We start from the raw sequence: 24,623 nt of genomic DNA on the forward strand, positions 1-24,623 counted from the left end.
ATGCGAAAAAAATATATCAACTATTTTAAATATGCTTCTGTAGATTATATGATTGATAAGGATGGGTTTTTGAATTTTCTCGAAGTCAATGACAATACTTTGGCCCCATATTTTATTGAAAAAAAAAGTGAAATCGTTGAACGAGATACTGCGGCAGGAAATCCAATTTTTAACTTAAATAGACATCATAAATTACTTTTTTTAGATTGTTTTCGTAAAAATTTAAAGGAAGGACAACAAATTGCTATTGTTTGTAAAGAAAAAGGCGTAAAAAGCGGTATTGAAAATGAAGTGCAATACATAAAAAAACTTTTTAATCAGAATGGATTTCAGGCAGACATCTACACCCCAGATGATTTTATTGAGCAAGAGGGTGAATTGAGAATCAAAAAAACCGGAGAAAAACCTGATTTAATTTTCCGGCGGAATTTCAGCTTTCCGGAATCTGGTTTATCTATCAATGTCATCAATGATCTTTGCGTACGAAACATTGCTAATGATAAATTTAAGGTTCTCCAGTCTGTTCGCCTTCTAGAAAAATACTTTCCGGTACTTCGGGTCCCTGAAACTTATAAGGCAGAATACACGGAGGAAATTTTAAAATGGGTTTTCTTTTTTCAGCAAAAAGGTGAGGATTGCATTATAAAGCCCAATTGCCTTTATGGTGGGCAAGGTCTTCTTCTTATAAAATGCAGTGACAGCAAGGAAGAGGTATACCGAAGGATTGGGCAAATAAATCCGGTCGAGGGTGGTTATATCGTTCAGCGTAAAATTGAAGCAGCACGGTTTCGTTCCGGTAATTCAAAAAAATATTGCTTTGACATCCGTTGTATGGTTTATGGTGGCAGGATGGCCGGCATTGAGGGACGACGGTCAGGGGTTCCCTTTGCCGAAAATGAAGAAAAAGGCCTAATCACAAATATTGCAAGAAACGGAGTCGATTTGATAGTAGTATCCGGGCCGGTATCCCGTCATAATTATGCAGTCAGAAAAATGAAATGTGAAGGAGAGCTTTCGTCGTTGGATTTTAAAGTAGACCGAAATTATCTGATGTTATCCTATGGGCTGGTAAAATGCATGCGTAATTTGTCGGAAAGGATTGTGGAAGCTGTTGATTCGCAGATTAAAAATGAAAGAATCGAGGGAAAAGAAAATGCGTAAAAAAGTCGGGATTGTAAGCATGAATTACGATCAATGGGAAATCGGTCAAATCATTGAAGCTGTCCGAAGTAATAGCTATGATGTGGATTTAATGGATCCCAGAAAAGAGGTGCTGACTCTCGACAAGATTTATAATGAAGGGAGCAAATATCAATCTGTTCTCGGGAGAGTCGAAAGACCGATTTTGCAAAGCGGACTTATGCTTTTAAAAGAATTAGAGCTTAACGGGGAGCGAATGGTCAATAATTTTCAGGCCATACAATACGGTCAGAATAAGTGCTACACAAGCATGCTTTTAGCAAAGAAAAAAATTCGCCACCCAAAGACAATCTGTTCCTACACAAATCAAGTTGCGGAGATTCTTTCACAAATCAAGGAATTTACATATCCCATCGTATTTAAACCTATTTCCGGAGGACGGGGAGAGGGGGTGAGCAGAGCCTGCTGTCTTGAAGAAGCGATCGAACTGATTACAGTTTTAACAAACTGCAGCGTTCCGTTTTATATACAAGAATTTATTCGTAATAAACAGCAGAAAGGTTATTTTGATTATAGGATTTTTGTTGTTGGAGAGGAGGCAATCGGCGGAATACGTAGACAAGCATTCGGAGAAAACTGGAAAACAAATATCTGCAATGGGGGAGTTGCACAGGAAATAAAATTAAATGATGAACTGACGCAGCTGGCTGTTGCATCTGCAAAAGCCATCGGAGCGGATATTGCTGGAATTGATGTTATTGAAGGCGATGAAGGGTATTTTGTTCTTGAAGTAAATGTGTGCCCGTTGTTCCACGGTTTGTATGAGGCGACCGGAATCAATCCGGCTGTCAATATAGCAAGTCTGTTGTGTGCATAAATTCAAAGAATCAGAGGTGTAACATGAGAGCAATTATAAACGGTCATATTTTAACAATGGAGGGAAAAGATTTTGAAAACGGTTATCTTCTAGTAAAGAACGGAAAAATCGAAGAACTAGGTGACATGAAGGATTATAACTATAAAATAGACGGGGCATTTGATGTACAGGGAAATTATGTCATGCCCGGATTGGTCGATTGCCATACACATTTGGGAATTATTTGTGATTCCGCTGTAAAAAGCAACACTGATTCCAATGAAATATGTGGTGCTCTACAGCCGCAGCTGCATGCACTTGATGCAATAAATGTTTTTGACAGAGGCTTTGAAGATGCAAGAAATTCTGGCGTGACATCAGTTGTTGTATGTCCGGGAAGTGCAAATGTGATAGGCGGACAATGTGTTGCGGTCAAGACTGCTCCGAAAAATTGTGTGGACGAACTGATCCTTAAAAGGACGGTAGCTGTCAAAGCAGCACTCGGAGAAAATACAAAAAATATGTATCGTCAACGAAACAAAGCACCTGCAACAAGAATGGGTATTGCAGCCTTATTGAGAGACGTTTTGATACAAGCGGGACTCTATAAAAAAAGGAGTCAGCAAAATAAAGACCTGTATGATTTTCGCTTTGACGCAATGCTTCCTGTAATAGAAAAAGAGCTACCGTTGAAGGTCCATGCGCACAGGTCGGACGATATATGCACCGCTCTGAGGATTGCAAAGGAATTCGATATTAAGATTTCCCTGGAACATTGCACAGAAGGATTTCTTGTTGCACAGCAGCTTAAAGAAGCGAAAATGCCGGCCGTAATCGGACCTTTGCTCATTGCAAGAGGAAAAGACGAGCTGAAAAGACAATCACAGGATACACCAGCGGTTTTATATAAAGCGGGAGTCAAATTTGCGATTATGAGTGATCATCCTTGCATGCCGGTTCACCTGCTGCTGTTAAGTGCTATTTTTGCATCCAAGCATGGTCTGCCTGAAAAAGAAGCCCTAAAAGCAGTCACTATTTATCCGGCTGAAATTACGAATATTGATGACAGAGTCGGTAGCCTGAGTGCAGGAAAAGATGCGGATTTTTTGATTTTAGACGGAGAACCGATGGATGCTAGAAGCCATGTTGTTTATACCTATATTGACGGGAAATTAGTTTATTCGGAATGAAGGAAAGGAGATGAATTGGATGCAGAAACAAAAAAGAATAGCAAATTTATCACTGATGATAATTGTATTTTTTTGGGGGTTTTCCTTCGTATGGTTAAAAATATGTGCGGAGGAAATCAATGAAATGAGTCTGCTTGCTTTACGTTTTGGTATAGGCTTTATTTTTCCGTTTCTTTTGTTTATAAAAAAAATGGTACGAGTAAATCGTGAAACGGTAAGGCATGGAATTGTCATAGGCATTATCCTATTTATTGCGTATGTTGGAGCTACCTACGGAGGATATAAAACATCAGCATCTAATGCAGGTTTTTTAGTTAGCTTATCCGTTATTATGATCCCGGTAATTGCTTTTTTTGTGACCCATAAAAAGCCTGAATGGAACGTAATCGTAAGCTGTATTATGGCAGTGGTCGGCGTTGCATTACTGACTTTTCACGGAGGATTGCATTTTAATTTTGGTGACGCATTATGCCTTCTGTGCTCTCTTTTTGTCGCATTTCAGATTATGTATGCGGATACTATCCTTGAAAAGGTGGATGCCATCGCACTAGGAATTCTTCAAATAGGAATAGTTGCTTTGCTCTCGTTTGCAGGAACGATTTTAACGGGACAGCTTGAGCTTCCGCAGACAAAAGCGGCATGGGGAGCTCTGCTCGTCTACGGGATAATAAATACTGCAGCGGCATTTATTGTGCAGATGACGGCGCAGCAATATACGACGCCGGAAAGTGTAGGGATTATATTCGCATTTGAACCAGCATTTAACGCGATTGCTGCAAACTTGTTTTTAGGGGAAATTCTTACAAAAAAAGGATACTTGGGAGGGATTCTTTTAATTTTGAGTCTCTTTATTGTAGAAAAAAGCGTTGCAGACAAGCTGAAAAGGTTATTCGTAAATGAATAAGCATCTTATATTTTATGCAGCATTTGCTTCGTGGAGAAACGGAAAAAAATTGATTTTAATGCAGAAAATAGGATAAGGAGGAAGTGAATGGTTCATTATAAACCGAGAAGTTCTTTAAATTGTCCGCGATTTACAGGGATAAAAACATTTATGAGGCTACCGAATGTGCAAACTACAAAAGATATTGATTTTGCAATTGTAGGGATTCCGTTTGATACGGCAAGCACTTTTCGGATAGGCGCACGCTTTGCACCTTCGGCAATCCGGGACATGTCCGTAACCGTCAGACCGTATCATTTTGCATTTAAAATAAACATACCCGACGTATTATCAGGTGTTGACTTTGGTGACATCAATATTGTACCGGGTTACATTGAGGAGTCTTATCAAAAAATAGAAGAAGGACTTCAGCCGCTTATAGACAATGATATAGTAGCGGTTTCATTAGGCGGCGATCATTCCGTCACGTTGCCTGAGCTCAGGGCAGTGGCAAAAAAATATGGACCGGTTGCACTAGTGCAATTTGATGCGCATATGGATACGGTAGATACTTATTTGGGGAAAAAATACAGCCATGCGACTTCATTTCGCCGTGCATGGGAAGAAGGATTGATTGATATGGAGCACTCGATACAGGTAGGGATACGAAGTCATTTTAAAACATTCCGTGATATCGGGTTTCAAGTAATTACCGCAGACATGGTCCGTGAACAGGGAATACAGTCTATCGGCGAACAGATTAGAGCTCGGGTCGGAAAGAAAAAGGCATTTTTTTCTTTTGATATTGATTTTGTTGATCCGGCATATGCGCCAGGGACGGGAACAATGGAAATCTGCGGATTCAGCAGTGACGAAACAGTTCGCATGATCAGGGAAACCAAGGGAATTCAGTTCGTTGGATTTGATTTGGTTGAAGTAATTCCCGCATATGATTCAGCGCAAATCACTTCTTTTTTAGCTGCCAACATCATTCAGGAATTTTTAGGGCTGATTGCTTTTAATAAATTAGAAGATTATTAATTTTTAAAAGCCGAGGGAGTAAAATACCTCGGCTTTTATTTACAATTTGAAAGTTTTGAATGAGTAGGGGAATAAGATATATTAACAAAAAATAACTTGTATTAAGAACATATACAAGTAGGTTCCACCTCCGATACTGATTAGTACATTATTCATCCACTCATGTAAAATTACAATAAATATTATGGATAGTAATTCAGGGATACCATATGGTGAACATTCCATTGAAATACCTTTTAGACAGTAAACGACTAATAATCCCATCATGGCAGGAGGTAATACCCTTCCCAAATATGTAATAAAAATAGGTGGCTCTTTGGTTTCCGGAAACAGTATAAATGGTGCAAATCTTGTAATAACTGCTCCTAAAGCAATTGCTAGTATCGTAATAAGTGTTTGAGTTCCCGTTAATTGCATAGTTTTTTCCTCCCAATTAATAGTGTCACTAAAATGATAATCATTGCAGGAATCACTAAATGATTCTGACCAAATAGGAACAAACTGATTAAGGTACCTATAATCCCAATCATTGCAGATAACCGATTGTTGGGAGTTTTCCATTGTTCTAGGAAAAGAACTACAAACAATGAAGTCAGTACAAAATCCAAACCTGTCGTATTAAAATGTACATATTTCCCTGCAACAGAACCTAAAAATGTTCCTAGTACCCAGTAGATATAATTAAGTAAAGAAATAGAAAGATAAAAATACTTTCGATTAATTCCATCAGGTATTGTAACACTTGATGAAATAGAAAATGTTTCATCACATAATACATAAATTAAAAAAGCTCTCGCTTTTCCCAATCCCTTATATTTTTCTAGCATGGAAATACCGTAAAACAAATGTCTGGCATTTACCATTAAGCTTAGTGTAAAAGCTTGCATTGGATTAAACGCTATCGTAAGCAATGTAATCGCAACAAACTGCATACTGCCACAAAATGCAATAGCACTCATTAGAACCGACCAAATTAGTCCATACCCTTTTGTTTGCATTAGAACACCATATGCCATGCCTAAAACTAAAAATCCTGTTAGTACGGGAATCGTACTAGGAAATGCGAGGGTAAATGCTTTCAAAAAATCTTTCTTTACACCTGTTTTTATCATATTTTTCTTGCACTCCTTACTTTTCAATTGTACAATAATATTGTACAATTGTTAAATATATTTTGTTCTTTATATTTTACGATTGTAATATATAATTGTCAATTGTTTTTAGGAGAACAATCATATGAATATTAATCTAATCATTGCTGAAAATCTAAAGAGACTTAGAAGAGAGCGAAATTTTAGCCTTGGGCAGCTTTCAGAATTAAGTGAAGTAAGTAAAGTGATGCTATCCCAAATTGAGAAGGGCGAAACAAACCCTACGATTAATACGATTTGGAAAATTGCAAATGGATTGAAAGTCCCATATACAGCTCTTTTAGAACAGCAAATGAACTATACATCTATTATAAGAAAAAATGATATTATGGAACAGTCTAGTAATGAAGGACATTATCGAATCTATTGCTATTATTCCAATACGCCGCAACGAAATTTTGAACTATTTCAAATTGAATTGGATTCTGGCTATAGCTATACGTCTATTGGGCATTCAGAAAAATCGCAGGAATACATTATGGTGTTAGAGGGTGAACTTACTTTAACAATAGATCATCAAAACTATGTTTTGAAGCCTAACGATTCCATTAATTTTATAGCATCCAAAGAACATATTTATTGCTCAAGTGGACCCCAAACATTAAAGGCAGTGGTTACTAATTTTTATCCTGTTTGAATCGTAAAAATAATTCATACGAATAATTCACAAATAAAGACCTCATAATCTTATACAGGATGAAATATAAGTAATGCATTCTAATAAGGTGATGGGGTTTTCAGAATGAAAAAGCGAGTAATCATTATTGGAGCAGGAATCGGTGGGCTCTCTGCCGGTGCTCGGCTCTTAAAAAAAGGATATGATGTTATCATCATAGAAAAAAATTCAAAATGTGGCGGAAAAACTGGTGTAATAAAAGAAGCTGGGTTTACCTTTGATTTGACTGCTTCAATATTAATGATGCCGCAAGAATATAAAAACATACTTGATGAATTAGGTCTTAAATTAGATTTTATAAAACTTGACCCAAATTATCGAGTTTATTATGCTGATCAAAAGATCACTGACTATTATACCGATTTGCCAAAGACATTGCAGGAGATTGGAAAAATTAATCCACATGACGAAAGAGGATATTTAAAGTTTTTGTCGAACACTTATAAAAAATATGAGATTGCTTATCAGACCTTTTTAAATCGCAATTTTGATTCAAAAGACGATATTTTCAACAATCACGTAATAAAAAGTTTAATCCAAGTAAATCCTATAACTCATTCTTATCATTATATTTCAAAATACATTAAAGATGAAAAAGTACGTAACTTTCTGGCATTCCAAACTATGTACATTGGAGTGAATCCATTTAAAAGTTCTAATATGTACACGCTTATTCCTATGATTTCTGCCGTCAAGGGTTTATGGTATTTAAAAGGAGGCATGCATTCTTTTATAAATATTCTGGAAAATTATATTAGAGAACATGGAGGAACGATTGAATTAAATACAATATGTGAGAAGTTTCTTCTAGATAAAAGTAACATAAAAGGTATAAAAACCAATCGGGGAAGTATATATGGCGATGTTATTGTTTGTAATAGTGATTATACCTATTCGATGAAAACCTTCTATCAAACTAATTTAGCGGATATTAAAAGCATAAACAGAACCTATAATTACTCCTGTTCCGTATTTATGGCTTATTTAGGTTTAAAGAAAAAGTATCCCTCTTTGGGTGTGCATAATATATATATTGGTCCACATTTCAAAAAGAATATACAGCAAGCATTTAAAGGTAAAATTCCTTCTGAACCATCCTTTTATTTATATTGCCCTACTAAAATCGATTCTACTATGGCTCCGAAAGGAAAGGAAGCGATTAATGTGATGATAAGAGTCCCCAACACATTGGATAAAAAAATAGAATGGAATGAGACAGATATAAGACAGATGAGAGGACGACTTATACGATCCTTGCAAAGTTTAAAGGATTTAAACGACATCAAAGAGAACATTGAGTTTGAAAAATATCTGACCCCAAAAGACTTGGAACAAACTTTTAATTGCAGCTATGGTAATGCTTTTGGAATCAGTCATAATTTAACCCAGACTTCATTTTTTCGGCCGCAGATTAAGTCGCGGGAATTAGACAATCTATATTTTATAGGAGATAGTGTACATCCGGGTACTGGAGTTTCGTTAGTCTTACTCGGTAGTAAATTATTATGCGAGTATTTATAAGAAAATGGAAAATAAGAAAGACAGGTTACGTCCTCCTGTCTTTCTACTTTTTAAATTGCTTTAAGAAGCTATGATATCTGAGTTTTAAATATGTTAGATGGATATAAAATCGATGGTACAGTGTTAAATCGTTATTTGATCTTATCACTACAATAAACCCATCTATTACAGATGTATTTGGATCTTTTGAGAGATATTTATACATAATGAAATTAATATGGTTGATCATATCAATATTCGGTGTAGAAAGAAATGTGAAAAGATAATATCTGCGATATTTAGTTGGATGTCTTAATTCAATCTCTAAAATGTCTTTTGGTATTTTTTTTCTTATAATAGATACAATTGTATCAAAATAATGATCTACATAGCGAAGGAATATCTCTTTTTTTAAGATTTTTAATTCATATAGAAGTAGCAGATAAAAGGATACACCTATAAAGATTGCAATTACGAAAGCATACATAAAATTATTATAACAGAGAAAGAAATTCACAAATCCTATCAATACAAATAAATAGGTGCATGGTTGTAATTTTCTTATTAATTGAAGCCGTTTTTTTTCATATTGAGTTAAATATATGACAATCTCCTCCTTGCTGGCAACTCATTTACATAGTTCGATTGTACCATAGTAAGAAATAGAAGTCTAAAATGTGAAAGAATGTATGGATTCTTTTTCTTGCGAACCCATTTTTTTTATGATAAATTCAACATTAAGAAAGGTTGCAAATAGGAGAGTTTATGAGTATAGGGTATGCATGTTTAACCATAGATGTTCCGAATACAGATATTAAGAGTTGTATGATGAAAAATGCAAGTAATGAGAAACTTCTTGAGTTAATTACTTACAACTTAAATTCTCTAGAAAATATCATTGATTATAATATAAATAATAATATTCTATTATTTCGGATTAGTTCAGGTATTATTCCGTTCGGATCTAGTTCCGTCAATCAATTAAAATGGTGGGAGATCTTTGAATCACAACTATCTAAGATTGGTGAGAAAATTAAAAATAATAATTTGAGAGTTTCCATGCATCCAGGGCAATATACAGTGCTGAATACTCCTAAAAAAGAAGTATTAGAGAATTCCATTGCAGATTTGCATTATCATGGGCAATTTTTAAAGAGTCTTGGAGTGAATGATACTCATAAAATAATTATTCATATCGGTGGAGTGTATGGAGATAAGAATCATGCTATGGAACGATTTATCTGCCGTTTTAGTTTACTCGATAAAGAACTGAAACAAAGAATTGTAATTGAAAATGATGATAAATCTTATAACATCAACGATGTACTCGAGATTGGGAGTCAACTATCCATTCCTGTTGTTTATGATAATTTACACAATTACGTAAATCCTTACGATAAAAGTAAAGCGGACAATGTTTGGATTAATGAATGTGAAAAAACCTGGAAAGCCAAAGATGGTTTACAAAAAATACATTATTCCCAACAAGAGCCGTTTAAAAAACCAGGTTCTCATTCGAATCACATAGATATGAATGAATTTAGTCAATTTTATAAGACTTTAGAAAGAGATAATATTGATATTATGTTGGAGGTAAAAGATAAAAATCTTTCGGCAATTCAATGCATCAATTACATTTTGAATAAGGAATTAAGCAGTATACACAAAAGAAAATAAGGTAGCCAATCAGGAGAGATTCTATATGAAAAAGTTTCATTTTATATATATAAAAAATATTTTAAAGATTTATTCGATCATTACGATTCCTTTTTTACTGTTATCAATATCTCTTTATAGTTATCTTTCAGAGATTGAAATAGAAAAGGCAAAAGAAATTATTATCGGAGAGCAGAAACAAAGAGCAGCTGTTATTAATTACATTATGCAAGATACATTTAAAGAGTTGAACGAAAACGTATATGTCATAAGAAATTCCAATGAAACGAATGATTATCTGAATCAAGAGAATAAGAAAAATTTTTTAGAGGCAGAACAGCTATTTTTAAGAATTGCAAACAATAAGAAAAGTTTTGATCAAATTCGTTTAATTAACAGAAATGGGAAAGAAGTAATTCGAGTTAATAATAGCAGTGAAGGGGCATATTTAGTTCCACAAAATGAATTGCAAGACAAGAGCGATCGATATTATTATGAAATAACCAGTAAGTTAAATGAGGGTGAAATATTTATATCCGATATGGACTTAAATAAGGAAAACGGAGAAATTGAAGTACCATATAAACCGATGATTCGAATTGCAGCTCCTTTGTACTCCAGTGATCATGTTTATAAAGGTATATTAATTGTAAATTATTTGGGAAATGATTTATTAAACGTATTTCATGAGCAATTTAAAAATTCAGAATATAGTTTTATTGAGCCGGCTTTTTTAAATGAAAACGGTTATTATTTATTTCATTTAACGAAGGACAAAACATTTGGATTTATGTTTCAGGATAAGGTTGATTCTACACTCGCAGTGGAGCAACCTACATTATGGAATGAGATAAGGCAGAAGGAAAATGGTTATTATCAAAAAGATAATAATATAGTCTTTTTTATGAAAGTAAATCCTTTAACACAAATAAACTCAAATGATAGGGACAGTTTCAAGTTTTGTGTAAACTCAAAAATCTGATATAAGATATGTGAATAGTTACTTAAGGGCAGAGTCAATTTTGGGATTCTACCCTTGTTTGCATTATACAATGATTTTTTTGCATGTCAATAAAACTTGCCGAACAAGTTGTTTTTTAGAAGTTGAGATTTTTTAGTCTTTCCTCAAAATAAATCTCTAACTGGGAATATATCCGTCCCCAGTCCCTACGATATCCTGTCCACTTTTTTGTGATATCTATCGTTGCCAGATATAGCATTTTTAAAAGGCTATCGTCAGAAGGAAAAATTGTCTTGCTTTTTGTTACTTTACGAAGTTGACGATTAAATCCCTCAATGGCATTTGTGGTATAAATAAGCCGCCTAACAGCTTCAGGATATTTAAAATAGGTTGCTAAAGTTGACCAATTATCATGCCAAGATTTATAGATTTTCGGATATTTTACATCCCATTTTTCTTGAAACAACTCCAATTCATTTAGGGCTAATTCTTCTGTTGGGGCAGTATAGACTCGCTTCAAATCAGCCATCAGAGCTTTCAAATCTTTGTAGGATACAAATTTAGTGGAGTTACGGATTTGATGAATAATGCACTGCTGTATCTCTGTTTCAGGATAGACTGCTTCAATTGCTTGTGGAAATCCACTTAGTCCATCAATACATGTTATTAAGATATCTTTTACACCACGATTTTTTAGCCCATTCAGTATAGAAAGCCAGAATTTAGCATTTTCATTTTCACCAACATACATACCTAAAACGTCCTTTCTACCATTCATATCAATTCCCAAAGCAATATACACAGCCTTTTTTCGTATTCTTCCTTCACTACGAACGTGGAAATGAATTGCATCCATAAAAACAACCGCATATACTTCTTCCAAAGGACGTTCCTGCCATTCCTTTACAATCGGTATAATTTTATCAGTAACTCGGCTAATCGTACTGTCAGAAATATCAATGTCATATAACTCACGCATATGGGATTCAATATCATTTGTAGTCATACCTTTTGCATACATGGAAAGTATCCTTTCTTCCATATCTTGCGTAACGGTATTTTGATATTTCTTGATAAGCTGGGGTTCATATTCTCCATTACGGTCACGAGGAATAGCAACATTCATATCTCCATAGTTTGTATGCATGATTTTAGAAGAATATCCATTCCGACTATTGTCGGTTTCCTTATTCCGATAGTCATATTTTGAGTATCCCAGTTCGTCTTCTAATTCTCCTTCCAGAGAACCCTCCAGTAATACAGACATCATATCACGCATAACAGAATTGACATCTGTACCATTTTTGATAGGAATATCATTCTCTTTTAAGTATTCCTGCATCATTTTTCTGATTGCTTGTTTTTGGGGTGATTCTTTTCTTCTTTTGGGCATAAATAAAACCTCCAAACTGATATATTTATCTTACATCAGTTTAGAGGTTTACACAAACTTTAGGATACTCCCAAATGATACTATGGAGCTTTCTTGGTATATCGTTTCTAGTTTCAATTTAGAAAGTCTATCGATTGTTCGAGAAAATATTATTTTTGGTATGAAGTTTCAAGACATATTGATGATAGCTGGAATTTGTATTTTAATGTTTATTATTGTACTTATTTATTATATTTCAGTAAGGGATAAGGAACAATTGAACATTACAAATCGCATTGCTGATAATATAAATGATGCTGTAATAATAACAGATCGTACAACAAAGATTATTTATGCAAATTATGCATTTGAAAAAATTACAGGATATAAAAAAGAGGAAGTTTTAGGACTTAAAACGAATTATTTTAAATCAGACAAACAATCTCCTGAATTTTATAAAGAAATGTGGAAAAATATTATTCAAAATGGTTATTGGCAAGGCGAATTATGGGATAAGAAGAAAGATGGAATGTTATATCCCAAAAAAATTAAATATTTATGCAATCTATAATAAATCAAATCAGGTAATAGAGAAATATATTGGCATTTTTTCAGATCTCACAAAACGAAAAAAAGAGCAAGAATATGTAAATAAATTACAAGACTATAATATTACTACAAATTTGCCCAATGAAAATTTATTTCTGAGGTTACTTGATAATAATATCAGGGAAAATAAGAAAAATTTGAAAATAGTTTATTTTTCCATTCAAAATTATAATAGCATTGTATTAAATATAAAGGAGGAAGATCCTTCTATTATTCATAAACTGATCAATCGGATCAGTGCTATGCTAACAGGGGATGATTTTATAGCTCAGATTACTAAAAATAATTTTGTAATTGGTTTATCATCGATAATCGATCAAACTGAAATGGATGAGTTTATAGAAACATTCTTCGAGAAGAGCAGTGAAGCAATTCATTTTAATCAAAAAGAAATATATTTAGATATTAAAGCAGGTATTTCAAAGTATCCACTGCATGGAACGACATCCCATGAACTAATCAGAAATGCATATTTTGCATTAGAGAATGCAATTGAAGAAAAAGAAAAGAAGTATTTATATTATGATTTTAGTTTAAGAAAAAAAATGGAAGAAGAAATAGAGCTTCGGGCTTTCTTAAGAAAGGCAATTTTAAACAATGAACTGGAGGTGGTTTATCAGCCTCAAGTAAATATAGTTACAGAAAGAATTACAGGTGCAGAGGCTTTGTTGAGATGGGAAAATCAACACTTGGGAAAGATATCACCGGCTGTTTTTATTCCTCTAGCAGAAAAGACTGGGCAAATTATTGAAATTGGATATTGGGTGATTGAAAGAGTTTTTCAAGATTATCAATCAATAAAGCATAAATTTCGTGATGATTTTAGAATTTCAATTAATATTTCACCCTTACAATTTAAAGATTCGGAACTACTAAAAACAATGCAGCAACTTGCAGATAAATATGACGTTGATTTTAAGAATATTGAGATTGAAATTACAGAAAGTGTTTTAATGACAAATATTAATTCTATTAATGATAGTTTAAAAAATTTTAAAGCACTAGGAATGACAATTGCAATTGATGATTTTGGAACCGGTTTTTTTTCCTTAAGTTATTTAAAGAATTTACGGGTCGATAAATTAAAAATTGATCGCAGTTTTATTAAAGAATATCCGGAAAATGATAATGGGGAAATTGCGCAAGTCATTACAAACATTGCAAGCAAGTTAAAATTAGATATTATAACGGAAGGAGCGGAAACAAAAGAGCAGATTGAATATCTAAAATCAATTAGATGCAATTATGTACAAGGTTATTATTATAGCCCGCCTTTAAAAAGAGAAGATTTTTACCAATATCTTATGGACAAAAGCGATAAAAATTAATGCTTTTAACTCTTACATAAAACAGATAGTTACAAAATTTGATATGCGATAAAGTTTAAACTTTGTCGCATATTTATTTTATTTTGAACCTAAAAAAATCAAACCGCATATATATATTTAATAGCGAAATAAAACAATAAAAGATTAGATTGGAGTATGAATATGGCTATTAAAATTTTTATTGATCAAGGGCATAACCCAGTAAATCCTAATGCCGGTGCAGAAGCTAATGGACTGAGGGAACAAGATATCAATTATGAAGTGGGAGTAAGACTTGCGGCTCTTTTAAATGCAAATCCAAACTTTGAAGCAAGGTTATCCAGAAATACACCGACTGAACAGCTGGGTACAAGTACCGCTACAAGTCTTCGAACTAGGGTAACTATGGCAAATGATTGGGGTGCGGACTTTTTTATCAGTTTACATTGTAACGCAAGCGAGATTGTAACTGCCAGCGGCAGTGAGGCGTTTGTTTTTTATGAGAACAGTCCTGCTTTTTATATGGGGCAACGAATACTAGAGGGCTTAAATTATATGACAGGTTTGGAGAATAGAGGAGTTTTCATTCGACCATCTCTTTATGTACTTAGAGCAACGGCTATGCCGTCGGTTTTAGTGGAAATGGGATATTTAACAAATCCAAACGATGCTTATTTACTCTCGACAGACCCTCAAAGCTTTGCAGTTGGCATATATAATGGAATTTTAGCATATTACGGGTTGCTGTAACGTGATACATCATATCTACTATAGAACGACATTCTTATTTATGTGAATGTCGTTTACCTTTTTAAGGACATGCTAGTTTGATTATTAATTATTCATTTTGATAAGTTAAATAATTATCTTTATATTTTTCATACATCTTAAGAATCTCAGGATTAAAATATCAAACTGTTTTCTCTTATAAAAATAGCATGTATAATGGAAATAAAGAAGATTGGGTAGTATTTTTGTAATAAATCATTCGTTTTGGTCAATAATTCTATTATACGATAAAAACAGTTTATATAAGAGTGAACGCAGCAATGACGAAACAGAATGATTGTTAAAGGAGATGCAGAATGAAGTTTTACGAAGAACAAGGCGATCTGTTTCAAAATTCACCTTTGTTTTATGGAATGAATTATGATGAAATTAAAAAATGCTTAAGCTGCAGCGGAGCACATACTAAGAAATATAAAAAAGAAGAAGTGTTATTTCATGAGGGTGATACTCCGGAATACCTATTCTTATTATTGTCTGGAGCAGTTACGGTTTGCAGGCATTCTCTTTCCGGTAAGAGAACAGTGGTCACCACATTCCATATGAAAGGTGAATTATTTGGAGAGGTTTATTTGTTTTTGAAGGAAACAAGCTACGATTATTTTGCAATTGCTGTTAAAGATTCTCAGGTACTTCAGATTCCAAAGCGTTTTTTTTATCATACATGTGGAGAGAGCTGTTCGCATCATGAAAAATTGATAAAGAATATGCTTGCAATATTGGCTGGTAAAGCTAGATTTTTAAATCAAAGATTGCATCTCATGTCTAGTAGTAGTCTTCGCCAAAAAATTGCGAAAGTATTACTGGAAAATGTACAGACAGATGGAACAGTAAAGCTGGAAATGAATCGAGAAGAAATGGCAGATTATTTGGGTACAACTAGACCATCTGTCTCCAGAGAATTAATGAAAATGAGAGAAGAAGGGCTGATTGAAGTATCGGGAAAATGGTTTCGATTGTTGAACCTTTCAGAAATGAAAGAATATTTGTAGGTTCATAGTTAAAAATATAAATATTGTAACGAATGTTACGGATTATTTATATTTATACTGGTAATATAATCTTACAAAGGAGGCGATACCATTGAAAAAGAATTTAAAGAATATTGAGTTTGCAACTGTTTTACCATTTGCAGATCAAACAGATTATTTGCCTGGTCAGGTCGTAAGCAAAACCCTTGCACAAAATGAAGCGGTAAGTTTAACGTTATTTGCTTTTGATAAAGGGGAGGAAATCAGCACTCATTCTTCGGATGGAGATGCGTTGGTATTGGTACTGGATGGAACAGGAGAAGTAACGATAAATGGACAAACATCCCGTTTACAATCAGGAGATTCCATTGTTATGCCATCAGGTCAGCCTCATTCTGTTTACGCACCAGAGCGTTTTAAAATGTTTTTAATCGTATTATTTCCAATAAGAGAGGAGAGATAAGAATGAAAGCAAAAGTTATTGAAGGGTGTATCGGATGTGGTTTATGTGAAGGTGTTTGTCCTGATGTGTTTCGCTTAAATGAGGATGGAATTGCTGAGGCTTACGGCGAGGTGACACCGGATTTAGAAGAAAAGACAATGGAAGCAAAAGAAAGCTGTCCGGTTTCAGTCATTGAAGTTAAATAATTTATAAGAATTGAAGTGGCAGTGTAAACATGTTTACACTGCTATTTTTTATATAATTGCGAAATATAAAATATTACTTCCATCTAAAAATATTGTCGAAATTAGGAAATAATAATTGCGAAATTAGATATACAAGTAGTAGAATTAATTTAAATAATTTGTATCTTTAAAGGAGGGATTTTTATGCAAAAAAATCAAGCATTTTTTATTTGCAGTCTCATTTTTTCAATTCTAGTTACAATATTTGCATTGACGAATGCACGTGCTGTTTCGGTAAATTTATTATTTTATCAGTTTCAAGCATCGCAAGCAATTATTATAATATTTTCTGCGACAATAGGAGCGATTATAGTAACTTTTTTAGGTCTTATTAAACATATAAAATTAAAAAGTGAAATTAGAACATTGCGTAAAGAAAATATAGATTTAACAAAAAGATTAGATGATGTAAAAAAAGAATTGAATGCTGTTGTATTAGAAAAAGAAAATACAGAAATGCAATTTGAAGAAAAATCAGTTGAAACTATCTAGAATAAAGTCATATAGGTGACAAAAGTAAATGAAAAAGGGGATTTGGATTTGAAGAAGAAAACGCAAAAGGGTCTAAACACAGTTGAAGGTGTGTATGTTCCAACATTATTAACAATTTTAGGTGTAATTATGTACTTAAGACTTGGATGGGTTGTAGGTAATGTTGGTTTATGGGGGACTTTTTTGATTATCGCACTTGCACATATCATTACCATATCAACGACTCTCTCCATGTCTTCCATGCTTACAAACATTCAAATTGGAGCAGGAGGAGCATATGCCATAATCACTCGCTCCCTAGGTATGGAGATGGGTGGTGCGATTGGGATTCCACTTTATCTTTCACAAGCAATTTCCGTTGCATTTTATATAACCGGTTTTAGTGAACTTTGGGTTGCATTTTTTCCGAGTCATTCCATAAGATGGGTTGGTGTAATTGCGTGGATTTTATTAACATGTCTTTCAATTATTAGTGCTCGTTTTGCATTTCGTGTTCAATATTTAATATTAGCCGCTGTTTTTCTTTCGATCATATCCTTTATGACCGGACCGACTTTAAATACGGGGGAAATGGTATTAACCGGGGAAATGAAAGATGGGAGTTTCTGGATGACGTTTGCTGTATTTTTTCCGGCAGTAACAGGTGTTTTAACAGGTGCAACAATGTCCGGAGATTTAGAAAATCCTCGAAAAAGTATTATTAGGGGGACGTTGGCAGCAGTAATTACAGGATTGGTAATCTATATTTTATTAGCTATTTGGTTTGCACGCCAAGCGCCGCAAGAGTTACTCTTATCTGATTATATGGTTATATTGAAGCTAGCTAGGGTAAAGTTTTTGATTGTTGCAGGTGTGATGGGTGCAGTATTGTCTTCTGCACTTTCCACATTAGTTAGTTCGCCGAGAACTTTAGCCGCACTTGCTGAAAATCGTGTTATTCCTTTATGGAAAATTTTTTCTAAAAAAAATAAAAAAGGAGAACCACTTTATGCAATTCTCGTTTCTTCAATGATATCATTGTTTGTAATCTTATTAGGAAATCTTGATAGCTTGGCAGAACTCTTAACAATGTTTTTCTTGACCACTTATCTTATGATAAATGTTGTTGTTTTGATTGAGCAAGGCACGGGTCTTACGAGTTTTCGTCCAACTATGGCAATGTCAATCTTTGTACCTTTAGTAGGAAGTATTGGCTGTTTTTCAGTTATGCTGCTTATTAATCCGTTATTTACAGGGATCACCATACTCATTGTATCAATGATATATTCTTTATTAAAAAGAAAGAATTTAATTTCACCTTGGGGAGATGTAAGAAGCAGTATTTTTGTCGCCATCACTGAATGGGCGGCTCAAAGAATTATGCGAGCGACATATCATCCAAGACTATGGAAACCAGCAATTGCCATCCCTGTAGAAACTCCGGAAGATTTTCGACGTATATCTAGATTTGCAAGAAACTTAGTATATCGTTCCGGGCGGTTGTATTATATGACTGTTTACTCTGAAATTGTTATGGATGAGAAACATAAAAATCAGATTGAAGATGCTTTAAAGCCACTTACGGATGAGGGTGTTTTTGTACAAAAGGTATTTGTACGTTCCGATGATTTTACCAGTATGCTGGTAAGAGCACTGCAATGTTTTGAAAATAGCTTTCTTCCGCCCAATACGGTATTGCTAACTGTAAGCGAAGACAATAAAAAAAGAGAAAAAATGAAAGAGCTTTTAGATTCGCTTCGTTATTCTAAGATTTCATTAATGTGTTTGTGGCTTCATCCGAAATACAATCTTGGTTCAGAGAAAAGTATTAATATTTGGCTGAGAGAAAAAAGTCCGAATAATGATTTAGCAGTACTTAGTGCATTAAAATTAGCCGGAAACTATGATGCCCAACTTACTTTATGTAGGGTAATAGAAAATGACAGAGGAAAAAATAAGGTGGAAGAAGACTTACTCTTATTTATTGAGGAAGCGAGGTTACCTTCAAATACAAAAACAAAGGTTGTTTCAGGCAGTTTTTATGACTTGCTTCAAGAAGAAAGAGCAGATTTGACTATTTTAGGGATGCCAATGAACTATGAAGAAATGATTCACCTGATTGATATGGCTCCGGGCAGCATACTATTTGTTGGATCGGATGGGATGGAAAGCTTGTTTGCATAATAAATTGTTTGATTCTGATAAGAGTTTAAAAGGAAAGGCAACTTAAAAGACCTTTCCTTTTATTTTTTTCTTTATCTTTATCTTTATCTTTATCTTTATCTTCGCTTTCTTAGTACGAGGTTTTCATGTGTCTGTTCTTCTAGTATAACTTTTCCTCTTTCAATCAGTTTGCCTTGATTTCGTAGATTGAGAGACATATAAATTTCATAGAGTTCTTGTTGATCTTTGCTTAAAACAGCTTCTAAATTTTCAGTGGTATTAAGATAAGTGCTTTCTCCCAATAGATAATCGATTGATACATTGAAAAATTTTGCGATTTTTTTAATCATAGTAATATCCGGTTCATTGACGCCTGTTTCGTATTTTGTATAAGTAGATACACTCACATCCAAATGTTCTGCGACTTGTGCTTGTGTTAATTTTTTTTCTTTTCTAAGTTCTTTTAAACCTTTTCCAAAATCCATTTTTATTCCCTTCATGTTTATTTTTTAGTTGTTGTTAAAAATTATTATACAATATCACTTAAATATTGACAATACGGAAAATTATTAATATAATGTGAATAAAATATGACGATATATCATATAAATGTGACGAAATGTGATTGTTTGTGTAAGGAGTTGTTAAGCTGACAGTATATCTGACAGTTTACATAAAAATTTAATAAGGATATTTTATAGGAGGAAACAAAATGGAAAAAATCAAAAAAAAATTAAAAATGCCTCATGCCTATGCGATTATCATTTTACTAATTCTTTTTTGTATGATTCTAACTTGGATATTACCAGCTGGAACCTTTGAAACCGTATATAACGAAGAATTAGATCGTGAATTGGTAGTCGCCGGAAGCTATTCACCCGTGGAATCATCTCCTGTAGGCCCTTGGGGATTTTTTGAATCCTTATATGCAGGAATGGTAAACGCATCAGAAATCATATTCTTTGTCATATTTGCCTCTGCTTATGTTTTTCTATTAATGAAAACAGGATCATTAAATGCTTTGGTGGGTTCAGTGCTTCGTTCTTTAGGAAATCGTGATCATTTAATTATTCCGATTATAATGCTTGTTTTTGGAATAGCAGGTACTACAATTGGGGCTTATGAAGAAGTATATGGACTGATTCCTGCCTTTATTGTAATGGCAATTACTTTAGGATATGACCGAATTGTAGGTGGTGCCATGGTATTTGTAGGTATGGCAACCGGATTTTCAGCAGCGATACTAAACCCATTTACGATTGGTCTTGCTTCTGCAGTTGCAGGAATTCCTATGATGAATAACAAGATATTAATCTTCCGCATTGTTGCATTTTGCTTGTTTATGACGTTATCCATTTCTTATGTAATGTGGTATGCGCATAGAATTAAAAAGGATCATACAAAGAGTTATCTTTTTGGTGTTCCGGAAAAATTGTTGACAAAAGATATACTTACTCGTGAAGAGGTAATTGCATTGCCTTTTACAATTCGACAAAAGATTACATTGTGGACATTTTTAATTCTAATCATTGCTATGGCTGTTGGAATTTCTGTTTATGGATTCTATTTGGAAGAACTTGCCGCTTTATTTATTATAGGCTTTTTTATTACAGGTATCATTAATCATATGAGTGTCAGTGATATTGCTGATTCTTTTGTGGAATCTTCAGAATCTGCTATGTATGGCGCTTTATTAATTGGATTATCTTATTCGATTGAAGTTGTTATGTCTTCCGGTAACATTATTGATACGGTTGTATTATTCCTTTCAAACCTTGTAGGCTCTCTACCAGGTAGTTTGGCTGCAGTCGGTATGCTGGCTGGGCAAAACATCATCAACTTCTTTATTCCAAGCGGTACCGGTCAAGCAGTTGTTGTAATGCCGATCATGGCACCTCTGGCTGACTTAGTAGGAATTTCTCGTGAAGTTGCAGTAACGGCTTATCAATTTGGTGATGGTTTTTCTAATATGTTCTGGCCGACAGCGGTTGCAGTAGAATGTGGTATTATGGGAATCGGTCTGGATAAATGGTACAGATTTATTACCCCTTTATTTATTATGATGTTTATTTTGCAAGCGATTTTAATTAGTGTTGGAGTTGTTATCGGAATTTAGTTAGGAGGAATTGAAAAATGAATCGTTTTCCATACATAAATATTGAAGGAAATGAATATGAGCTTGGAGTCCAAATCGGAAAAATCTTTCAAGAGGACATTCAAGAAAATGTAGAATTTATAAAAGAGCAGATGAAAAATCCATATATAAAAAAGGATTTTGATCTTATAAAATCTAAAATTGAAAATCAGTATCCGGAGCAATTGCAGCATGTGTTTGGTCGTGCGGATGGAGCTGGTGTTAACAGAGATTTGTATTTGTTGTTTTTATGTTATGAACTATGGGAAGACAGAGATCCAGAGCATTGTTCCGATATTATGATTCGTCAAGGGGATCATATTGTGATGGGACACAATGAAGATGGCCCATATACCAAGCGTAATTCTGCTTTTATAAAATACAATATAGATGGTATGTACTTTTTTGATTACTCAACACCGGATGCTTTAGCCGGAGCGTCTTTTGGATTCAATAGTTATGGATTAGTCTATTCTATGAATTATATGTATATTGAAAATATGCGGCGTACGGAAATACCTGTTTGGTTTCTTGCAAGACAAATAATAACCTGTAAAAGTATATCTGAAATAAAGAAAAAGCTTGAAAGCTTTGAAATTGCATCCGGATTTCATTTCAATCTTTTTATTGATGGAAAAGCTTATTCCATTGAAGGAAAATTTAATCGGGCTGAGATTGTCGAAGTTGATGGCGTTTTTGTACATACAAATCATTATGTAAATGAAAGCTTTGATGAAGGTTACGCACCGCCGGAGGCAAATACTTTATTTCGCTATGCAAAGATGAAAGCCTTATTCACAAAAAAAGGTATTAAAAGATATACAACCGATGATATTGAGGAAATTTTGAGTTATCGTGCAGAAAGCTATTATAATTCTATTTTGTCCGAAGAGGATATGAAAAGAAATATTACAGCTTGCACAGTACTGTTTGACAGTGCAACCAAGACAATTAAGCTAATCAATCGAGTTGAAAACAAGCAACATCTATTTTTATTGGATGCAGTAAAATAATTATTGACATATGACCAAAAGTAGATATAATGTAATTGCAACAATAGAATAATTAAATCATTAAGGTGCCTCAATAGAGGAGAATAGGGAAGACCGGTTAAATCCGGCGCGGATCCACCACTGTAATTGATGACAAAGCCCAATAAAACCACTGGATTAATATCTGGGAAGGTGGGCAGCGTATGATTCATTAGCCAGGAGACCTGCCTTGATGCCAGACAAGATAGAATAGGGAAGTTCTGATTTTGTACACGTATATTACATATATAGATTCCAAAAATGGGAGAATCTTTTAGTATTTATTACTATAAGATTCTTTTTTTATTGCAAAAAAAGATGTTAGGGGAGTTTCCTCTTAAAAAGAAAGGAGGTGAATTGCTTTGTTTATGTCTGCGTTTGGTCTTTTAATTGCAACTTTGATTTTGAGTTTAAAATCAGGATTGATACTAGGTATGTCACAAAATAGTGTAAAACAAATAGTGTTTTTTTCTTCAGCATTTGCAATTAGTTTAGGAGTATTAGTTATGTTTTTTCTACCGATGCAAAGCGTAATGGTTGCAATACTAGATAAGTATACCTTTATAGGGTCTATTTTAATGGCACTTTTTTTAATCTATTTAGGAATCAATGGAGAAATGAACAACTGCAGTGCTTGTGATGCAACAAGTAATAATAAAAAATATATCACTGTTTTATTACCTTGTCCGCTGTGTTTAATAGCGTTAGCTTTAGCGGTTATTTTATTAGGACCAGCTTTAAAACTATCACCAATATGGCTTGGGTGGATTACTGCAGGTGTTTTCTTTTTAATGCTGCTTATCATTTCTTTTGGAATAAGAAAGCTGATGAAAACTATTACTGTAGATGCGGAAACAATCCTGAATACTTTTTTATTATTCCTTGGTGCATTTACCTTGTGCTGTAGTTTATTTATTCCTAGTTTAGTTCAATCCATGATGGCACCGTTTTCACCCATTTCTTTAGAATCAGGTCGTTGGACTTTAGGTGCAATTACAGGAATGTTCGTTTTACTCATAATTGGTTATATGAAACATGCTTTAGTTCACAGAAAAGGAGAAAGAAAATAAATGATAATTCCAGGTTCAGAGTATTTGACAAAAATAATTCATGCAGCATCACAGTGCTTATTAATTCCTGTGATTATAGGACTTGTAATACTTTTGATTTATGGGTTAATGGAATTGGGGAACTTTTTAGGGGAAAAAAGGACGAGAAGAAAGAAGAAAATCTTTCAATTATTAGAGACTATCTACGATACAGAAGCCGGGTTTCCATGGAACGGTAATAAAATAAAAGAAGTCATTGAAAAGAGTTTTCTTAATACAAGGCAAACAAAACTTATAGAAGATTTTTTAGAAAAATCTAACCTTTCAAAAGAGGCGAAAGAGCTGATTGCAAAAGACATTATAGATCAAGAGGAAACGCAGCTTCGGCATATTCTCAACAAAACAGATTTGTTAGCTAAAGTTGGTCCGATACTTGGATTGATGGGAACATTAATTCCGTTGGGACCCGGTTTAGCTGCTCTCGGTCAGGGTGATTTTGTTGGGTTGTCTGAGGCAATTATCGTAGCCTTTGATACCACCGTTGTCGGAATGCTCATTGGTGCAGTCGGCTCGTTTATTTCTAAAATACGTAATACTTGGTACAATCAAGATTTAAATGCTCTTGAAATGGTACTTAACTTGATAATCGGAGGTGAAGAGCATGCTTGACCGAAGAGCAAAAAGAAGTCGTTTGTCCGAGGAAGAAGTGGATCCAATTGCAGGATTAGCAAATTTAGTAGACGTTATGTTGGTATTTTCCTGTGGCCTTTTGGTTGCTTTGGTTATGACTTGGAATCTGCAAGACATTCTTTTTCAGAAAGTGGATGTGGAAAAAGGACAGCAGCTTGTTGAAGTACCGAAAATTGAGAAGAGTGGCGGCGAAGGATACAGTGAAATGGGTAAGGTATATGAAGATCCTGAGACCGGAAAATTGATTCTGATTGAAGAAGTTCCGATTGGTAGTAATGAATAAAGAATTGAAAGGAGTA

General features: G+C 34.0%; 26 protein-coding genes and 1 riboswitch. Of the genes, 22 read left to right on the top strand and 4 right to left on the bottom strand.

What is annotated here, in order from left to right; genetic code table 11:
* The 5 genes from I2490_RS15010 (at position 1) to speB (ending at position 5,110) form a co-directional block, all read left to right on the top strand.
* Positions 1–1,161, top strand: coding sequence for an ATP-grasp domain-containing protein (locus tag I2490_RS15010; RefSeq protein WP_206460575.1), 1,161 nt, complete (start codon positions 1–3; stop codon positions 1,159–1,161).
* Entirely contained in the window at positions 1,154–2,017 is an 864-nt protein-coding gene (locus tag I2490_RS15015) for an ATP-grasp domain-containing protein (protein ID WP_206460576.1), read from the top strand. The genes I2490_RS15010 and I2490_RS15015 overlap by 8 nt, the downstream gene beginning before the upstream one ends.
* 23 nt (positions 2,018–2,040) lie before the next feature.
* Positions 2,041–3,186, top strand: coding sequence for an amidohydrolase (locus I2490_RS15020; protein WP_206460577.1), 1,146 nt, complete (start codon positions 2,041–2,043; stop codon positions 3,184–3,186).
* Between the two features lie 19 nt (positions 3,187–3,205).
* A complete protein-coding gene (locus I2490_RS15025) occupies positions 3,206–4,090 on the top strand; it encodes a DMT family transporter (protein WP_206460578.1) in 885 nt (294 codons plus the stop codon).
* 87 nt (positions 4,091–4,177) lie between these two features.
* The gene (gene speB / locus I2490_RS15030; RefSeq protein WP_206460579.1) at positions 4,178–5,110 is read left to right on the top strand and encodes an agmatinase; all 933 of its coding nucleotides are present in this window, start codon (positions 4,178–4,180) and stop codon (positions 5,108–5,110) included.
* An 81-nt stretch (positions 5,111–5,191) separates the two neighbouring features.
* On the opposite strand, the gene I2490_RS15035 is transcribed toward speB, so the two are convergent.
* Positions 5,192–5,527 carry a branched-chain amino acid transporter permease gene (locus I2490_RS15035; protein ID WP_206460580.1) on the bottom strand — a complete coding sequence of 112 codons (336 nt, stop codon included), beginning with the start codon at positions 5,525–5,527 and terminating at the stop codon, positions 5,192–5,194.
* Positions 5,518–6,222 carry an AzlC family ABC transporter permease gene (locus tag I2490_RS15040; protein WP_206460581.1) on the bottom strand — a complete coding sequence of 235 codons (705 nt, stop codon included), beginning with the start codon at positions 6,220–6,222 and terminating at the stop codon, positions 5,518–5,520. The genes I2490_RS15035 and I2490_RS15040 overlap by 10 nt, the downstream gene beginning before the upstream one ends.
* A gap of 124 nt (positions 6,223–6,346) precedes the next feature.
* Between I2490_RS15040 and I2490_RS15045 the strand changes: the two genes are divergently transcribed.
* The 4 genes from I2490_RS15045 (at position 6,347) to I2490_RS15060 (ending at position 11,075) form a co-directional block, all read left to right on the top strand.
* Positions 6,347–6,898, top strand: a complete 552-nt coding sequence (locus tag I2490_RS15045; RefSeq protein WP_206460582.1) for a helix-turn-helix domain-containing protein — start codon at positions 6,347–6,349, stop codon at positions 6,896–6,898.
* 105 nt (positions 6,899–7,003) lie between these two features.
* Positions 7,004–8,458 carry a phytoene desaturase family protein gene (locus I2490_RS15050; protein WP_206460583.1) on the top strand — a complete coding sequence of 485 codons (1,455 nt, stop codon included), beginning with the start codon at positions 7,004–7,006 and terminating at the stop codon, positions 8,456–8,458.
* Positions 8,459–9,202: 744 nt separating this feature from the next.
* Positions 9,203–10,114 carry a UV DNA damage repair endonuclease UvsE gene (gene uvsE / locus I2490_RS15055; protein ID WP_206460584.1) on the top strand — a complete coding sequence of 304 codons (912 nt, stop codon included), beginning with the start codon at positions 9,203–9,205 and terminating at the stop codon, positions 10,112–10,114.
* 25 nt (positions 10,115–10,139) lie between these two features.
* Positions 10,140–11,075 (top strand): cache domain-containing protein, encoded by a 936-nt coding sequence (locus I2490_RS15060; RefSeq protein ID WP_206460585.1) that lies wholly within the window; start codon positions 10,140–10,142, stop codon positions 11,073–11,075.
* A gap of 115 nt (positions 11,076–11,190) precedes the next feature.
* Here the strand turns inward: I2490_RS15060 and I2490_RS15065 are convergent, their stop codons facing one another.
* Entirely contained in the window at positions 11,191–12,447 is a 1,257-nt protein-coding gene (locus I2490_RS15065; protein WP_442859719.1) for an IS256 family transposase, read from the bottom strand.
* Between I2490_RS15065 and I2490_RS15070 the strand changes: the two genes are divergently transcribed.
* The 8 genes from I2490_RS15070 to I2490_RS15105 all read left to right on the top strand — a co-directional run bounded on the left by I2490_RS15070 (position 12,440) and on the right by I2490_RS15105 (position 19,441).
* Entirely contained in the window at positions 12,440–12,997 is a 558-nt protein-coding gene (locus tag I2490_RS15070) for a PAS domain-containing protein (protein ID WP_206460586.1), read from the top strand. The two genes, I2490_RS15065 and I2490_RS15070, sit on opposite strands and share 8 nt — an antisense overlap.
* Positions 12,951–14,363, top strand: coding sequence for a putative bifunctional diguanylate cyclase/phosphodiesterase (locus tag I2490_RS15075; protein WP_206460587.1), 1,413 nt, complete (start codon positions 12,951–12,953; stop codon positions 14,361–14,363). The genes I2490_RS15070 and I2490_RS15075 overlap by 47 nt, the downstream gene beginning before the upstream one ends.
* A gap of 162 nt (positions 14,364–14,525) precedes the next feature.
* Complete coding sequence (locus I2490_RS15080; protein WP_206460588.1) at positions 14,526–15,092, top strand: N-acetylmuramoyl-L-alanine amidase family protein; 567 nt, start codon at positions 14,526–14,528, stop codon at positions 15,090–15,092.
* Positions 15,093–15,427: 335 nt separating this feature from the next.
* On the top strand, positions 15,428–16,120 hold the full coding sequence (locus I2490_RS15085; RefSeq protein WP_206460589.1) for a Crp/Fnr family transcriptional regulator: 693 nt from the start codon (positions 15,428–15,430) through the stop codon (positions 16,118–16,120).
* A gap of 91 nt (positions 16,121–16,211) precedes the next feature.
* A complete protein-coding gene (locus I2490_RS15090) occupies positions 16,212–16,562 on the top strand; it encodes a cupin domain-containing protein (protein ID WP_206460590.1) in 351 nt (116 codons plus the stop codon).
* A 2-nt stretch (positions 16,563–16,564) separates the two neighbouring features.
* Positions 16,565–16,747, top strand: a complete 183-nt coding sequence (locus tag I2490_RS15095) for a ferredoxin (protein ID WP_206460591.1) — start codon at positions 16,565–16,567, stop codon at positions 16,745–16,747.
* 183 nt (positions 16,748–16,930) lie between these two features.
* Complete coding sequence (locus I2490_RS15100) at positions 16,931–17,278, top strand: LapA family protein (protein ID WP_206460592.1); 348 nt, start codon at positions 16,931–16,933, stop codon at positions 17,276–17,278.
* A 48-nt stretch (positions 17,279–17,326) separates the two neighbouring features.
* The gene (locus I2490_RS15105) at positions 17,327–19,441 is read left to right on the top strand and encodes an amino acid permease (protein WP_206460593.1); all 2,115 of its coding nucleotides are present in this window, start codon (positions 17,327–17,329) and stop codon (positions 19,439–19,441) included.
* A 95-nt stretch (positions 19,442–19,536) separates the two neighbouring features.
* On the opposite strand, the gene I2490_RS15110 is transcribed toward I2490_RS15105, so the two are convergent.
* Complete coding sequence (locus I2490_RS15110) at positions 19,537–19,905, bottom strand: helix-turn-helix domain-containing protein (RefSeq protein WP_206460594.1); 369 nt, start codon at positions 19,903–19,905, stop codon at positions 19,537–19,539.
* Between the two features lie 227 nt (positions 19,906–20,132).
* On the opposite strand from I2490_RS15110, the gene I2490_RS15115 reads away from it, so the two are divergent.
* From I2490_RS15115 to I2490_RS15135, 5 genes are all read left to right on the top strand, one after another.
* Positions 20,133–21,536: a YfcC family protein gene (locus I2490_RS15115; protein ID WP_206460595.1), complete on the top strand. Its 1,404-nt coding sequence runs from the start codon at positions 20,133–20,135 to the stop codon at positions 21,534–21,536.
* Positions 21,537–21,553: 17 nt separating this feature from the next.
* Positions 21,554–22,567: a C45 family autoproteolytic acyltransferase/hydolase gene (locus I2490_RS15120; RefSeq protein WP_206460596.1), complete on the top strand. Its 1,014-nt coding sequence runs from the start codon at positions 21,554–21,556 to the stop codon at positions 22,565–22,567.
* A 46-nt stretch (positions 22,568–22,613) separates the two neighbouring features.
* A riboswitch (cobalamin riboswitch) is annotated at positions 22,614–22,792 on the top strand.
* 161 nt (positions 22,793–22,953) lie between these two features.
* Positions 22,954–23,655 carry a DUF2162 domain-containing protein gene (locus tag I2490_RS15125; RefSeq protein WP_245157227.1) on the top strand — a complete coding sequence of 234 codons (702 nt, stop codon included), beginning with the start codon at positions 22,954–22,956 and terminating at the stop codon, positions 23,653–23,655.
* Positions 23,656–24,303, top strand: coding sequence for a MotA/TolQ/ExbB proton channel family protein (locus tag I2490_RS15130; RefSeq protein WP_206460598.1), 648 nt, complete (start codon positions 23,656–23,658; stop codon positions 24,301–24,303).
* Complete coding sequence (locus tag I2490_RS15135) at positions 24,296–24,607, top strand: DUF2149 domain-containing protein (RefSeq protein WP_206460599.1); 312 nt, start codon at positions 24,296–24,298, stop codon at positions 24,605–24,607. The genes I2490_RS15130 and I2490_RS15135 overlap by 8 nt, the downstream gene beginning before the upstream one ends.
* The last annotated feature ends 16 nt before the right edge of the window (positions 24,608–24,623 follow it).

Origin of the sequence: Anaerovorax sp. IOR16 (genome assembly GCF_017168145.1) — a bacterium.
Taxonomy (GTDB): Bacteria; Bacillota; Clostridia; order Peptostreptococcales; family Anaerovoracaceae; genus IOR16.

What these genes read in the sequence shown, in the direction of transcription:
- I2490_RS15010 (WP_206460575.1), top strand. Translation starts at nt 1, where the DNA reads ATGCGAAAAAAATATATCAACTATTTTAAATATGCTTCTGTAGATTAT.
- I2490_RS15015 (WP_206460576.1), top strand. Translation starts at nt 1,154, where the DNA reads ATGCGTAAAAAAGTCGGGATTGTAAGCATGAATTACGATCAATGGGAA.
- I2490_RS15020 (WP_206460577.1), top strand. Translation starts at nt 2,041, where the DNA reads ATGAGAGCAATTATAAACGGTCATATTTTAACAATGGAGGGAAAAGAT.
- I2490_RS15025 (WP_206460578.1), top strand. Translation starts at nt 3,206, where the DNA reads ATGCAGAAACAAAAAAGAATAGCAAATTTATCACTGATGATAATTGTA.
- speB (WP_206460579.1), top strand. Translation starts at nt 4,178, where the DNA reads ATGGTTCATTATAAACCGAGAAGTTCTTTAAATTGTCCGCGATTTACA.
- I2490_RS15035 (WP_206460580.1), bottom strand. Translation starts at nt 5,527, where the DNA reads ATGCAATTAACGGGAACTCAAACACTTATTACGATACTAGCAATTGCT.
- I2490_RS15040 (WP_206460581.1), bottom strand. Translation starts at nt 6,222, where the DNA reads ATGATAAAAACAGGTGTAAAGAAAGATTTTTTGAAAGCATTTACCCTC.
- I2490_RS15045 (WP_206460582.1), top strand. Translation starts at nt 6,347, where the DNA reads ATGAATATTAATCTAATCATTGCTGAAAATCTAAAGAGACTTAGAAGA.
- I2490_RS15050 (WP_206460583.1), top strand. Translation starts at nt 7,004, where the DNA reads ATGAAAAAGCGAGTAATCATTATTGGAGCAGGAATCGGTGGGCTCTCT.
- uvsE (WP_206460584.1), top strand. Translation starts at nt 9,203, where the DNA reads ATGAGTATAGGGTATGCATGTTTAACCATAGATGTTCCGAATACAGAT.
- I2490_RS15060 (WP_206460585.1), top strand. Translation starts at nt 10,140, where the DNA reads ATGAAAAAGTTTCATTTTATATATATAAAAAATATTTTAAAGATTTAT.
- I2490_RS15065 (WP_442859719.1), bottom strand. Translation starts at nt 12,447, where the DNA reads ATGCCCAAAAGAAGAAAAGAATCACCCCAAAAACAAGCAATCAGAAAA.
- I2490_RS15075 (WP_206460587.1), top strand. Translation starts at nt 12,951, where the DNA reads ATGGAATGTTATATCCCAAAAAAATTAAATATTTATGCAATCTATAAT.
- I2490_RS15080 (WP_206460588.1), top strand. Translation starts at nt 14,526, where the DNA reads ATGGCTATTAAAATTTTTATTGATCAAGGGCATAACCCAGTAAATCCT.
- I2490_RS15085 (WP_206460589.1), top strand. Translation starts at nt 15,428, where the DNA reads ATGAAGTTTTACGAAGAACAAGGCGATCTGTTTCAAAATTCACCTTTG.
- I2490_RS15095 (WP_206460591.1), top strand. Translation starts at nt 16,565, where the DNA reads ATGAAAGCAAAAGTTATTGAAGGGTGTATCGGATGTGGTTTATGTGAA.
- I2490_RS15100 (WP_206460592.1), top strand. Translation starts at nt 16,931, where the DNA reads ATGCAAAAAAATCAAGCATTTTTTATTTGCAGTCTCATTTTTTCAATT.
- I2490_RS15110 (WP_206460594.1), bottom strand. Translation starts at nt 19,905, where the DNA reads ATGGATTTTGGAAAAGGTTTAAAAGAACTTAGAAAAGAAAAAAAATTA.
- I2490_RS15115 (WP_206460595.1), top strand. Translation starts at nt 20,133, where the DNA reads ATGGAAAAAATCAAAAAAAAATTAAAAATGCCTCATGCCTATGCGATT.
- I2490_RS15120 (WP_206460596.1), top strand. Translation starts at nt 21,554, where the DNA reads ATGAATCGTTTTCCATACATAAATATTGAAGGAAATGAATATGAGCTT.
- I2490_RS15125 (WP_245157227.1), top strand. Translation starts at nt 22,954, where the DNA reads ATGTCTGCGTTTGGTCTTTTAATTGCAACTTTGATTTTGAGTTTAAAA.
- I2490_RS15130 (WP_206460598.1), top strand. Translation starts at nt 23,656, where the DNA reads ATGATAATTCCAGGTTCAGAGTATTTGACAAAAATAATTCATGCAGCA.
- I2490_RS15135 (WP_206460599.1), top strand. Translation starts at nt 24,296, where the DNA reads ATGCTTGACCGAAGAGCAAAAAGAAGTCGTTTGTCCGAGGAAGAAGTG.